Origin of the sequence: Bacillus cereus group sp. Bc010 (assembly GCF_027716745.1) — a bacterium.
In the GTDB taxonomy this organism is placed as follows: Bacteria; Bacillota; Bacilli; order Bacillales; family Bacillaceae_G; genus Bacillus_A; species Bacillus_A pacificus.
Window position 1 is genome coordinate 21,878 of sequence record NZ_JAQFUY010000039.1, and the last position, 14,070, is coordinate 35,947.

The window sequence follows — 14,070 nt, forward strand, 5'->3', positions numbered from 1 at the left end:
CCAAGGAGAAAGGAGATTTTCAATCGTGCAACTAAAGAAAGCGTTTTGGAAGTTGGCTTCGCTTCTTCCGTTATCATTACTTCTGTTCCTCGGTGGCTGTGATAAAAAACTCGCAGTATTAAATCCGCAAGGACCTGTTGCAAAAGCACAGTATGATTTAATTGTTTGGTCATTCTTGCTTATGTCATTAATTATCGCAATTGTATTCATCTTGTTTACAGTCATCTTGATTCGTTATCGTGAAAAACCAGAGAATATGGACTATGAGCCACCTGAACAACACGGTAACACATTATTAGAAATCATTTGGACGCTTGTTCCTGTTATTATCGTTATCGCATTATCGATTCCAACAGTAAAAGCAACTTATGCTTCGGAAGAGGTTCCGAAAGAGTCCAAACATATTAAACCAGTGGAGATTTATGTTACATCTGCAAACTGGAAATGGTTATTCAGTTACCCAGAGGAAAAAATTGAAACCGTTAACTATTTAAACATCCCAGCTGGTGTACCAATTCAATTCAAACTGACTTCTGTCGGCCCAATGAATGCTTTCTGGGTACCAGAACTTGGTGGTATGAAGTACACAATGGATGGCATGATTATGGACCTTTATTTACAAGCTGATAAGCCAGGTTCTTACCTAGGACGTAGCGCGAACTTCTCTGGTGAAGGATTTACTCACATGGAGTTCGAAGTTGAAGCAAAAACTAAAGAGAAATATGACAAGTGGGTTAAAGAAGTACAACAAACTGCTCCTAAACTAACAGAAGATAAGTACAACGAAATTGTTAAACCTGGTGTAGTTGGTCGTATGACATTCTCTAGCCATCACTTAAGTTATGTAGATCCAAAATCACTTGAATATTGTGATTACAACTACTACAAAAACAAAAAATAATAGCTATAATTCCAACAGATTGGAGTGAACAAAGTGAAGCTTGATGAATTTTTTGTCACAGGTGACCCGATTATTTACGGTGCAGACGCTTCTATCGTTCTTGTGACATTAGCAATCATTTTCGTACTAACAAAGTATAAAAAATGGAAATGGCTTTGGGACGAATGGTTAACAACTGTTGACCATAAAAAAATTGGGGCCATGTATATTATCTCTGCGGTTATTATGTTATTCCGTGGTGGTATGGACGGTTTAATGATCCGTGCACAGTTAACATTCCCAGAAACAACTTATTTAAACGCTGAACACTATAACGGAATCTTCACAACACACGGTACAGTTATGATTCTTTTCATGGCGATGCCATTCGTTATGGGATTAATGAACCTTGTAGTACCATTACAAATTGGTGCTCGTGACGTTGCATATCCGTTCTTAAATGCTTTAAGTTTCTGGTTATTCTTTGTCGGAGCAATGTTATTCAACATCGCTTTCGTAATTGGTGGTTCTCCAGACGCTGGGTGGACTTCTTACTTCCCAATGGCAGGTACAGAGTTTACTTCTGGTGTAGGAAATAACTACTACGCAATTGCATTACAGATTTCAGGTCTCGGTACGTTAATGACAGGTATTAACTTCCTTGTTACTATCTTAAAAATGCGTACACCTGGTATGACTTTAATGAGAATGCCAATGTTTACTTGGTCAATCTTAATTACAACAATTATCATTATTTTCGCTTTCCCAGTATTAACAGTTGCTCTTGCATTAATGACATTTGACCGTCTATTCGATGCTCACTTCTTTACGATGGCGAGCGGCGGTATGCCAATGTTATGGGCCAACCTATTCTGGGTATGGGGTCACCCTGAAGTATATATCGTTATTTTACCGGCATTCGGTATTTTCTCTGAAATCATTAGTACATTCTCACGTAAGCGTCTATTCGGTTACAGTGCGATGGTATACTCAATGGTTGCAATTTCTTTACTAAGTTTCGTCGTATGGCTTCACCACTTCTTCACGATGGGTGCAGGTCCAGCGGTTAACTCATTCTTCTCGATTTCGACAATGGCGATTTCGATTCCAACCGGGGTTAAGATCTTTAACTGGTTGTTTACACTGTATAAAGGACGTATTCGTTTTACAGTTCCAATGCTTTGGTCATTGGCATTTATTCCAAACTTCGTAGTCGGTGGGGTTACAGGGGTTATGCTTGGTATGGCAGCAGCTGATTATCAGTACCATAACAGCTACTTCCTAATCGCTCACTTCCACTACGTATTAATCGCAGGTACAGTATTCGCTATGCTTGCTGGATTCACATTCTGGTATCCAAAAATGACTGGTCATATGTTAAATGAACGCCTAGGTAAATGGACATTCTGGATCTTTATGAGCGGATTCAACATCTGTTTCTTCCCAATGTACTTCTTAGGTTTAGACGGTATGACTCGTCGTATGTACACTTACTCTGAAAGCCTTGGATGGGGATGGCTAAACCAAATCGCATCTGTCGGTGCAGTAATGATGGGTATTGGTTTCGTACTTCTTTGTTACAACGTAATTTGGAGTGCTCGTCACGGAGAACGTGACACAACTGGAGATCCATGGGATGGCCGTACACTTGAATGGGCAACTCAATCTCCTGTACAACATTACAACTTCGCAAAACTTCCTGAAATCAAAGAAGCTGATGCTTTCTGGTACATGAAGAAACGCGGAGAAACAGTTACACCAGCAGCAGAAGATATTAAACCAATTCACATGCCAAGTAACTCTGGCGTGCCTATTATTGCGTCTGGATTCTTCGGTCTTGCAGGTTTCGCATTAGTATTTAGCTGGTTCTGGCTTGCAGCAATCGGCGGCATTGGTATTTTAGCTTGCTTAATCTATCGTTCATTCGATTACGATGAAGGTTACTATATTAGTGTTGATGAAATTAAAAAATCAGAACATGTAGCATGAGAGGTGAAATGATATGGCGGCTTTAGATAAAAGCTTACCCTTGGAATATCAATCCGAACAAAGCAGATTGAATATCCTAGGATTCTGGATTTTTCTTGGGGCTGAAATTATGCTGTTCGCAACACTTTTCGCCTCTTATCTAGTACTTGCTGGTCGTACGGCAGATGGCCCAACACCAGCACAACTGTTTGAACTTAAAACGCTTTTAATTCAAACATTACTACTTTTAACAAGTAGTTTCACATGTGGTATCGTGATTCACGAAATGCGTAAGCACAACCAAAAAGCAATGCTTGGATGGTTCGTCCTTACATTACTTTTAGGTGCAGGCTTCCTATTCTTCGAAATTGAAGAGTTCATTATGTATATTGGTGAAGGCGCAACAATTCAAACAAGTGCTTTCCTATCTGGATTCTTCGTTCTTCTTGGAACACACGGAGCCCACGTAACAGGCGGTATCATTTGGGCAATTTGTGTTATTATCCAAATTTTAAAACGAGGTTTAACACCGGTTACAGCTCGTAAAGTATTCATTATCAGCTTATACTGGCATTTCCTTGATCTAGTTTGGGTCTTTATTTACACACTAGTTTACTTGAACGGGATGGTGGCGTAAATGGGTCAAAATAACAACCAAGCAAACGGGCATGCGCATAGCGGATTCCCTTGGTCACACGTTTTCGGATTTATTTTATCGCTTGCACTAACGTTTCTAGCTTTATACGTGGCACTTTACACAACCCTGCCACTATCAACGATCTTAACTACCATTATCATAATGGCTGTTGCGCAAGCGTTGTTACAATTAATTATGTTCATGCATTTAAAAGAAGGAGAAGGAAGAGTTCAAATTCTTACTATGATCTACAGTTTCTTCGTTGCAACTGCAACAGTTGGTTTAACTGTATGGATCTTCTTCTCAATGTAATGTACATGAAAAGGACTGCTGAGATTGCTCAGCAGTCCTTTTTTTATTCCCTCCCCTATTACATCCACATTACGGAATTAACAACAGAATCATGAAAAATATACTTATTATGACAAATGTTAAGAAAACTCTTTCTTTATGAAATCGAATCCATATGCGTTGCTTTTCTACCTATTATATGGCTAAATAGGTACTATATTTATTTGAAGGGAGAGAACGCAATGGAACATCACACTTCTGTTCTATCACTTATGGTTGTCGTTGCAATCGCGTTTTTCGTTCCCCTTTTGTTACAACGCTTTAAATTAAAAGCACTTCCTGTCGTTGTTGCAGAAATCATCGCAGGAATCTTTGTAGGTAAAAGTGGGTTTAATATTATTGAGCCAGATATGTGGCTTCAAGTCTTATCGACACTAGGATTTATCTTTCTTATGTTTTTAAGCGGTTTAGAAATTGATTTTTCTATCTTTAAACAAAAAGGGAAAAAGAACACGACAAACGAACCAAACACATTCCAAGCAGCAAGCATTATCTTCTTCTTTATTTTCATCTTATCTTATGCCCTATCACTACTATTCGTATGGCTAGGATTTGTAGATAATGCAATGTTTATGACTTTAATCATTTCAACAATCTCTTTAGGTGTTGTCGTACCAACATTAAAAGAGAATAACTTAGGAAAAACAGCAATTGGGCAAATCATTTTATTAGTCGCTGTTATTGCGGATTTAGTTACAATGATTTTACTCGCTGTATTCGTCGGATTAAATTCCGAGAGCGGCCAAAGCATGTGGCTCCTTCTTCTTCTATTCGGCGCTGGTATTGTTATTTACTTCGTTGCAAAACGTTTTAAAAACATTCCATACTTGGATAGCTTAAAAGCTGGAAGTGTACAAATTGATACACGAGCTGTTTTTGCACTCATCTTAATATTAGTTGGGTTATCTGAATCCGTTGGAGCTGAAAATATTTTAGGTGCCTTCTTAGCAGGTGTACTCGTATCATTATTATCACCAAATGAAGATATGGTTGAAAAACTGGATTCTATCGGATACGGTTTCTTCATTCCTATTTTCTTCGTAATGGTTGGTGTAAATTTAGAGGTTTGGTCTATTTTTAAAGAGCCTTCTAGTATGCTCATGATTCCAATTCTAATTGTAGGACTCTTTATCTCAAAACTGTTACCATCCCTCGTTTTACGAAAATGGTATCCACGTAATATCGTACTGGGGAGTGCCATCTTATTAACATCGACACTTTCTTTAGTTATTGCAGCTGCACAAATTGGTGAAAAGTTAGGGATCATCAGTCCAAGTTTATCTGCTTCCCTTATTTTAAGCGCAGTTATTACTTGTATTTTTGCGCCTATATTATTTAAAAAGATGTTCCCAAAAGTGGAAACACCAAAACCAAAAGTTTCTATTATTGGTGCGAGCAGAATTACCCTTCCGTTATCACTTGATTTAAAACGAGAAGATTATGACGTAACACTATATATGATGCGTCAAAACAAAATAAATGATCAGGAAGCGAAATCACATGACTTCCCTATCGTGAAATTAGATGACATCACAATTGCATCGTTAACTGAACAAACAGCCTTTCATGCAGACCGAGTTGTTGTTGCAACAAGTGATGATGAGCAAAACTTATTATTAGCAGAACACGCAAAAGAACTAGGTGTTGAACATGTTATTGCAAGTGTAGAAGATCCACTTCTACAAGAAAAAGCAACACAAGAACATATCGCTGTCTTCTCAACAATTAACTCTACACGTATTCTATTACGTGCGCTAATTGATAAACCGAGTCTCGTTCGCTTAATTACAACAGCAAACGAAACAGTCCGTGAGGTTGAACTACGTAGCAATAAATATAACGGTGTTGCACTTCGTCGCCTTCCATTTTTAGGTGATGTACTAGTCATTCAAATTTATCGTGGAAATAAAGCATTAATCCCACATGGTGATACAAGACTACAACACGGTGATACATTACTTGTAACAGGCTCAAAAGAACATATCGATACACTAAAAAACATATTAGAATAAAAAAATGCCCCTCACATAATTGAGGGGCATTTTTTTCCATTTCATATGGTAAAATGTTACTATCACATATTATGAGGATGGATCACATTATGTCTATTGTAACTTTAGCTCTTTTATTATTAGCCGAAATACTAGGTGCCATTATTCTCATCGGTGTTAGCATTGAAATTTGTAGTTACGGATGGAAAAAGTCGAATGGAATAAAGTACTCTTGCCTCTTTCTTTCACTCCTTCTCGGAACCGCTAGCATACTCGGACTTTTCGCCGCACCTGCCTATTTCTTTATACAATTAACAGAAAAAGCGTTATAAGAAAGGATGTTAATATGATTACCGTGAAAAATATTGACGGATCTGAAACTTACGTATTACGTCAAAAAATTTTGCGCCCGAGTCAAACATTAGCAGATTGTAAATATCCTTCCGACTATGAAACAGACAGCTTTCACCTAGGGGCATTTATAAATGATAAACTAATTAGTATCGCTTCCTTCTCAAAAGAAATATATCCTGACCTACCTACAGGTATTCATTATCGTCTACGAGGAATGGCCACATTACCTGAATTTCGAAACAACCACGCTGGAAGCTCCTTAATTCAGAAAGCAGAACAAATCTTACAAGAGCGTCAAGCAAATATATTATGGTGTAATGGCCGAATTACTGTGTCTGACTATTACAAGCGCTTAGGCTTCCAAGAACATGGTGAAATCTTTGAAATTGAACCAATTGGTCTTCATAAAGTACTATATAAAAGAATATAAGAAAAGCTTTCCGCAATACGGGAAAGCTTTTCTTATATTTCAATCTTCACTTTTTATCTTTTTCATATATATGTATATAAACAGACTAGGAACTAAAAAACAGGCTAACATAATAAGTCCTGTCATACTAATTTCTTTTATTGAAATATCTGATGTTACAACGATACAAATAGCTAAAATACCAATAACAATACCTACAGGAATGAATAATAGCTTCATAAGATAACTGCGTGATACTCCGCCCGTATGCTCATACACTTCCACTGAATTTTTCAAGTTTAAAAAGTTAATAACTATGATCCCGCACATAAATACCATTAATAAATCCGAAACACTTTCATATCCTGCACCTTGCAAAACGTAGCGATAAAAAACAATACCTAGTATGATAATATTTTGTAAGATGAAAACGAGTCTAATATGTTTTAGCCCCTCAATCATTAAGCGTTCATCTTTCACGATCCTCATCCCCTCACTCCTTTTCCTCCCAAAATAAATCATTCAAAGTTTTATCTACTGCATAACAAATTTTCAAACATAAATCTAAAGATGGGTTGTATTTCCCCTTCTCAATTAAACTAATCGTTTGCCTTGTAACGCCTACTTTTTCTGCTAATTGTTGCTGCGTTAAATCTAACTGAACACGCGCGACTTTTATTTTACTTACAGCCATTCATGTTCCCCCTCCATCTGTATTGTAACATATATATTCCATTAAGTAATTTATATTTTGCGTGACTGATTATAGTTTCACTTTATTATACACAAAAAAGGGGCCTCTCATAAGAAGTCCCCTCTCCTATATCTATATTATAAGAATAAATGACATCCAAATAAAATTGTAAATAAGTAGAGTAGCGGATGTACTTCCATCCCTTTCCCCTTCACAATTTTTAAGACTGGATACACTAGAAATCCAATTGCAATTCCATTCGCAATACTAGACGTTAACGGAATACCAACGAAAATTAAAAATGCTGGTAACGCATCATCAAATTCATTCCAATTAATATCACGAAGACTTTGCGCCATTAAACTACCTACAATAATTAATGAAGGAGCTGTAATAGCGGCTACGCTTGATAAAGAAGCAATAACAGGGCTGAAGAATGCCGTTATAATCGTTAGGCCGACTACTACAATACCTGTTAATCCCGTTTTACCACCTGCAGCAATACCAGCTGACGATTCAATCGTCGCTGCTGTTGGGCTTGTCCCAAAGATAGAGCCTGTAGTACCGCCAATTGCATCCGCAATAAATGCTTTACCAAAACGTTTCTCTGTATTATCTGTAATTAAACCTGCTTGTTTAATTAAACCGAGTAATGCTCCTGTTGTATCAAATAACAGTACAAGTAAAAATGAAAATACAACGCCATATAATCCGTATTCAATTACATCTGAAAAGGCGTTGATTGGATTTGAAACGATAATCCCCTCTGGTAAATGAGGCATCGCAACAATTTTATCCGTAAACTTCAGCTGTCCTGTAAAGAAGGCGATAATTCCTGTCACAATCATACTAATAAATAATGCACCGCTCACACGCAATGTCATTAATACCGCCGCTAAAATCAAACCAATTAAAGTTAAAATAACGGCTGGAGAATGGAAATCACCAATCGTAACTAAGTTAGATGGATGATCAACGATAATTCCAGATAGACGTAATCCAATAAAAGCAATAAATAACCCAATTCCACCTGCAATTGCATGTTTTAAACTATCAGGAATTGCGACAATAAGCTTTTGCCTAAATGAAGTGAAAGATAATAAAAGAAAAATGATACCTGTTACAAATACTGCTGAAAACGCAATGACATATGTAATCCCCTCTGCCTGTTGAACAACAGAATAAGCAAAATACGCATTCATTCCCATAGCTGGAGCAATAACAATTGGATAGTTAGCTAAAAACGCCATACATAGCGTCCCTACAACAGTCGCAATAATCGTTGCCGTAAAAGCTTGATCAAATGGTACACCTGCATCAGATAATATTTTCGGATTGATGACAAGAATATACGCAAATGTAAAAAAAGTTGTGATGCCAGCTAAAAGCTCTTGCTTCACAGAAGTGTTATATTTTTGTAATTGAAACATGGTTATGTACCCTTCCTACATCTGAATTATTATCACACATTCTTTTCTTACTAGTATGTGAGAAAATATAATACTTAATCTTAACAATCAATAAAAAGAAGAGTCAATATATTCGCTAATAGTTCGAATTTTAAGTTTAAGTCTGACAAGCACAGATGTAGTACAGTTAATAATGATTATTTTTGTAGCATAACAGATAGAAATGTTTTATAATTTGAAATAGTTAAATATTTAGTAAACGCATTCAAATATCGTTCACTCTACAAGGGGGATTCTTCTTATGCAGCACACAAACAAATCTGGAACTTTAAACCGCGGTTTAAAAGAACGACATATTACTTTAATGTCACTCGGTTCAGCTATTGGCGTTGGACTATTTTTAGGATCTGCTTCTGCTATTAAACTAGCTGGCCCTTCTATTTTACTAGGCTATATGATTGCTGGACTCGTTATTTTTTTCATTATGCGAGCACTCGGAGAAATGGCAATTGAACAACCTGTTGCTGGCTCTTTTAGTAAATATGCATATGATTATCTTGGACCACTAGCTGGCTATATTACTGGTTGGAACTACTGGTTCTTATGGGTTGTTACTTGCATGGCTGAAATTACGGCTGCTGGCATTTACATGCAGTACTGGTTCCCAGATATTCCGCGCTGGACTTGGGCTTTACTCGCTCTATTATTAATGAGTGCTTTCAACTTTTTATCTGTAAAAGTATTTGGAGAACTTGAATTTTGGTTTGCTCTCATTAAAATTGTCACAATTATCTGTATGATAGTAGTTGGGGCTGGTATTATTTTATTTGGCTTCGGAAACGGTGGTATCGCTACTGGCATTTCAAACCTTTGGTCACATGGTGGCTGGTTCCCAAATGGTTTTTCTGGGTTACTCCTCTCCATGCAAATGGTGCTATTCGCTTATTTAGGCGTTGAATTAATCGGCGTTACAGCGGGTGAAGCGCAAAACCCGAAAAAAACACTCGCAAAAGCAATCGATAACGTATTTTGGAGAATATTACTGTTCTACGTTGGGGCTCTATTCGTTATGATGGCAATTTATCCATGGAACGAACTTGGTGAGAAAGGAAGTCCATTTGTATTAACATTCCAGCAAATCGGTATCGCAAAAGCAGCAGGAATTATTAACTTTGTCGTATTAACAGCAGCTCTTTCTTCTTGTAATGGTGGTTTATTTAGTACAGGCCGCATGCTGTATACATTAGCTCAGCAGAAAAAAGCTCCTGAAAGATTCGGTCGTTTAAATAAAAATGGTATTCCAAGTCAAGGAATTGTAGCAACAGCAATCGTTTTACTCGTTGGTGTTATATTAAACTATCTTGTGCCCGCAAAAGTATTTACATGGCTCACTAGTATTTCAACTTTCGGGGCAATTTGGACTTGGGGTATTATATTAGTCGCTCAAATTAAGTTCCGTAAAAGTTTGCCGACGCAAAACAAACAAAAGTTATCGTATAAAATGCCTTTATACCCATTAAGTTCATATTTCTCACTTGCTTTCCTTGCACTCGTATTATGTATAATGGCGTATTCAGAAGATACAAGGATTGCATTAATTGTTGGACCAATTTGGCTTATCGGTTTAGCTGTCGTGTATTACATGAAAGGTTTTCATAAAATTGATGAAACACCTAATTCAAAAATTAGTTAAGCAAAACATCCCTTCCTTATTACTTGGAAGGGATGTTTTTAAATCTCTATAAATATTTCTCAACAAATTTCACGGTATTTTTACAAATTTTTAATATTTTTTATGTTTTCCGTCTTTATTTTTACAGAAAAATAAATTACATTATTAAAGCACATATATTTATTATTAGGGGGATTCTTCTATGAAGAATAAAAAATGGATTACATTTTCTTTAGCAACAGCAATTACACTAAGTATAGGGACTTCGTTCATACCGTCTACTTATGCAGAAAGCTCTGTAGACCCAGCTCCTGAAATTGCTGCAAAAGTTGTAAATCAAAACAATGGGAAAAAAGTATTATTCGATAATACACACGGTCAAACTGCCGGGACTGCTGACTGGGTTATTGATGGTGGCTTTTCTGATTTCGGAAACGGCATTGCCCAAAACGGCTATCATGTAAAAGAACTACGTAAATCAACACCGATTACATACGAAGATTTAAAAGACTACAATGTGTTTATCGTTCCAGAAGCAAATATTCCTTACAAAAAATCTGAACAAGATGCTATGTTACAATACGTGAAAAATGGCGGTAGTATCTTCTTCATTGCCGATCATTATAATGCAGATCGTAATAAAAATCGTTGGGACTCTTCTGAAGTATTTAACGGATATAGACGCGGTGCTTGGGATAATCCAGCAAAAGGAATGTCTAACGAAGAAGCCAATTCACAAGCTATGCAAGGAGTAGAAAGCTCTGATTGGCTATCTGACAACTTCGGTATTCGCTTCCGCTATAATGCAATCGGTGATGTTTCCGCTAAAAATATTGTATTACCTGAACAATCATTCGGAATTACAGAAGGGGTTTCATCTGTAGCAATGCATGCTGGTTCTACTTTAGCAATTACAAATCCAAAACTAGCAAAAGGACTTGTTTATCTTCCAGAGAATCCGTCAAAATGGAATAACGCTGTCGATAGCGGTGTATATAACGGCGGTGGTGTTGCAGAAGGTCCTTATGCTGCGATCGCAAAAGTAGGACTTGGAAAAGCTGCCTTTATTGGAGACTCTTCTCCTGTTGAAGATGCTACGCCAAAATACGTTCGTGAAGACTCTGGTCAAACAAAGAAAACTTACGATGGATATAAAGAAGAAAACGATGCTATCTTACTAGAAAATATCGTAAATTGGCTATCGAATAAAGAAACATTTACAAGTTTAGATCAAGTAAATGGTTTACAACTTGATTTACCTACCACTTTACAAACATTTGAACAACCAAGCTTATCAACTGAGCCACAACCTGAACCTTGGAGTGCGCCAAATGCAGGTTATCAATGGTTTAATACAAATACTTTTAAACCTGGTTCATATGGCTATAACGGTGCAGTAACAGCAAATGACTACGTAGTTACACACCCTAGCACTCTACCAAACAATGAAGTGTTCCAAATCAAAATTCAAGTAAATAACTTATTACCAAATACAACATACACTAATTACTCTTTAGGTATATTCACTACTGGTGGTACACAAGTAGCAAAAGTTCAAAATACAAACGGCACTTGGCCATCTACTTTCGGATATAGTAGTGCATTTTCTTTCACAACAAACAGCTTAGGTTCTGCTGAAAAAATTGTGAACGTACAAATCGATCCAAATACGACTGGACAAGCAACACTTCGTTTACGCCAAAATACAACAGCGAAATATAATGAAGCTGTAACGATTAATAAGAAATAATGAAAAAGGCAATCCAGATATGGATTGCCTTCTTCTCACTTCTCTTCTTTTGAGAAAAACATTCTTGAAATAACGATACCTATACTACCTACTATTAAAAATAACACTGCCCTAATCATCATTGAAACTTCTGGTAAGTCTAGAAGAAATAGCTTTCCTATCGTTACGACTAACACGACTAAGCCTGCATACAATATTTCATTCATATTTTTATTCCGTCCAAACCAAACTGCAAATAATGCATATACCATCCATAATAACGATACAGATATGCTTATTATGCTTCCATCTGTGGACAAAACTTCACCGATTCTAGTAATTGTAATAAATACAATCACCATAAACCAATAGAGTGCTATAGAATACACATACTTGCCAAAGCTTGCTAATACTTCTTTTGCTTGTCTCATGCAATAATAGAACGTTCCTATTAAAATAAGATGAGCAACAAAGCCTGCCGAAATAAATTGATCAAACGGGCTAAAAATAGTCTGTATCATTCCAATTGCGTAAACCGTCGCACTAACATACAATTTTATCTGTTGTTTTCCTTTAATAGAAGTAAACATACCAAGGAAACCTTGTAATAATAGTACAATCGCTGCATTCACTAAACTATACTCATATAAAATCGCTAAACTAAATGCTCCCATTGCGAAACCAAATAAAAGATTTGTAAATGTAGAATGTCTATTCTTCCTATATTCAAACACAAACATAATAGCGTGCACGAGTGCACTTATCATTAATCCCCATGTTGTAAATTCAGGTATTTTTGAAATGGCTAATATAAAGAAGACTGCATTCGCACTAAATATCGCCAAGCGTGGCTCTACTATAAAACTTCTCTCCGTAAACATATGCCAAAATAATAGTAAGTGAATTAAACCATAAACTACTGTTAACTGGACTTGCAAATCCTCTACTAACATTGACATAACAGCAAAGAAGACAAAAAGAACAATAGCAGCAACAACATAAGAAATCATATATAAATACTGATAACGATTTTTCAACGCATACCATAATAAGCTGAGCGTTAGTATCATCTCATATCCAAAGAAAATATACGGATTAGGAGTTGTACTATTTAATAAGAACGGCACGAAGAAAGCTCCTACCGCTACGAATATAGTAAGATATTCCGATTGATATCTCTTCGCTATATAAATACCTAAAATGACCCATGCGATATTACATAGAAACGCGACACTCGCCGGAATAAACCCATATAAATAATGTGCCGCAAATGTCGTTAAAACTATACCCGTAATACTTCCTCCTGCTAGTACTAACCCTAACGCTTGCCGCTCGCGTTTAATTTGAATATCCCCTATATAATAAAAACCGATTGATAGGAAAATACCAAACACAATTCGTATTGCTGGTGTTAATAATCCCGCATCTACCCCTGCTTTAAATAACCAAATTACTCCAAGCAACATAATACCGACAAATATGCGTGGTAACCACGTTTGGCAAAACTTAATAATATTAAATGGTTCCGGCTTAAAAGCAGATATATCCACTTGTTTTACCTCACGTTCTTGCACAGGCTCTTTTATTGTCGCTACTTCTACTTTTTGTTTTTCCTCCATCACCGTTTCAATATATTCTTTCTTTTCCTTACTAACATGTTGCTGAGCATTTTCTACTTCTATTTCTCTTTGTTTTGCTTTCAATTCAAAAAGTGCTTCTTGCATCGTTTCAATTGCCGTTTCGAGTGCTTCTATTTTCTTATTCAAATCCTCCTTCATACGCTCCCCCCTCATCATCCGTTCAAAACCTATATATTACCAATTACTTCTATCATACTCTTAGTCTATTCATTTTCAATACTATTTTTCCCAAAAAAGAAAGGTGTTTTCCGAAATCGGAAAATGGTCATCTCCCTGTCAAGTAGACAGTCATAAAAAGAGTATTATGCCACGGCCTTTTCCCGATATTCTATCGGG

13 protein-coding genes are annotated in these 14,070 nt (G+C 36.6%); 9 read left to right on the forward strand and 4 right to left on the reverse strand.

Annotated features, from left to right (window positions below; genetic code table 11):
• The first annotated feature begins 25 nt into the window (after window positions 1–25).
• From PDQ68_RS25125 to PDQ68_RS25155, 7 genes are all read left to right on the forward strand, one after another.
• Window positions 26–901: a cytochrome aa3 quinol oxidase subunit II gene (locus tag PDQ68_RS25125; RefSeq protein ID WP_001176167.1), complete on the forward strand. Its 876-nt coding sequence runs from the start codon at window positions 26–28 to the stop codon at window positions 899–901.
• A gap of 33 nt (window positions 902–934) precedes the next feature.
• Window positions 935–2,869, forward strand: coding sequence for a cytochrome aa3 quinol oxidase subunit I (qoxB, locus tag PDQ68_RS25130; RefSeq protein WP_000762378.1), 1,935 nt, complete (start codon window positions 935–937; stop codon window positions 2,867–2,869).
• 13 nt (window positions 2,870–2,882) lie between these two features.
• On the forward strand, window positions 2,883–3,485 hold the full coding sequence (gene qoxC, locus PDQ68_RS25135; protein WP_000729317.1) for a cytochrome aa3 quinol oxidase subunit III: 603 nt from the start codon (window positions 2,883–2,885) through the stop codon (window positions 3,483–3,485).
• The gene (gene qoxD / locus PDQ68_RS25140) at window positions 3,486–3,797 is read left to right on the forward strand and encodes a cytochrome aa3 quinol oxidase subunit IV (protein WP_000531385.1); all 312 of its coding nucleotides are present in this window, start codon (window positions 3,486–3,488) and stop codon (window positions 3,795–3,797) included.
• A gap of 221 nt (window positions 3,798–4,018) precedes the next feature.
• On the forward strand, window positions 4,019–5,848 hold the full coding sequence (locus PDQ68_RS25145; RefSeq protein WP_000399976.1) for a monovalent cation:proton antiporter family protein: 1,830 nt from the start codon (window positions 4,019–4,021) through the stop codon (window positions 5,846–5,848).
• A gap of 53 nt (window positions 5,849–5,901) precedes the next feature.
• Complete coding sequence (locus PDQ68_RS25150; protein ID WP_050558046.1) at window positions 5,902–6,159, forward strand: DUF4022 family protein; 258 nt, start codon at window positions 5,902–5,904, stop codon at window positions 6,157–6,159.
• Between the two features lie 14 nt (window positions 6,160–6,173).
• Window positions 6,174–6,611 (forward strand): GNAT family N-acetyltransferase, encoded by a 438-nt coding sequence (locus PDQ68_RS25155; RefSeq protein ID WP_000633754.1) that lies wholly within the window; start codon window positions 6,174–6,176, stop codon window positions 6,609–6,611.
• Window positions 6,612–6,650: 39 nt separating this feature from the next.
• Here PDQ68_RS25155 and PDQ68_RS25160 read toward each other — a convergent pair whose 3' ends face one another.
• The 3 genes from PDQ68_RS25160 to PDQ68_RS25170 all read right to left on the reverse strand — a co-directional run bounded on the left by PDQ68_RS25160 (window position 6,651) and on the right by PDQ68_RS25170 (window position 8,714).
• Complete coding sequence (locus tag PDQ68_RS25160) at window positions 6,651–7,079, reverse strand: hypothetical protein (protein ID WP_016716481.1); 429 nt, start codon at window positions 7,077–7,079, stop codon at window positions 6,651–6,653.
• A 4-nt stretch (window positions 7,080–7,083) separates the two neighbouring features.
• Window positions 7,084–7,284, reverse strand: coding sequence for a helix-turn-helix transcriptional regulator (locus PDQ68_RS25165; protein ID WP_000301182.1), 201 nt, complete (start codon window positions 7,282–7,284; stop codon window positions 7,084–7,086).
• 137 nt (window positions 7,285–7,421) lie between these two features.
• Entirely contained in the window at window positions 7,422–8,714 is a 1,293-nt protein-coding gene (locus PDQ68_RS25170; RefSeq protein WP_016716480.1) for an NCS2 family permease, read from the reverse strand.
• 280 nt (window positions 8,715–8,994) lie between these two features.
• Here PDQ68_RS25170 and PDQ68_RS25175 point away from each other — a divergent pair, with 280 nt between their 5' ends.
• A complete protein-coding gene (locus PDQ68_RS25175; RefSeq protein WP_001164906.1) occupies window positions 8,995–10,386 on the forward strand; it encodes an amino acid permease in 1,392 nt (463 codons plus the stop codon).
• 181 nt (window positions 10,387–10,567) lie between these two features.
• Window positions 10,568–12,115, forward strand: coding sequence for a hypothetical protein (locus tag PDQ68_RS25180; protein ID WP_061183003.1), 1,548 nt, complete (start codon window positions 10,568–10,570; stop codon window positions 12,113–12,115).
• Between the two features lie 35 nt (window positions 12,116–12,150).
• Here PDQ68_RS25180 and PDQ68_RS25185 read toward each other — a convergent pair whose 3' ends face one another.
• Window positions 12,151–13,872: a DUF2339 domain-containing protein gene (locus tag PDQ68_RS25185; RefSeq protein WP_061183002.1), complete on the reverse strand. Its 1,722-nt coding sequence runs from the start codon at window positions 13,870–13,872 to the stop codon at window positions 12,151–12,153.
• Window positions 13,873–14,070: the final 198 nt, after the last annotated feature.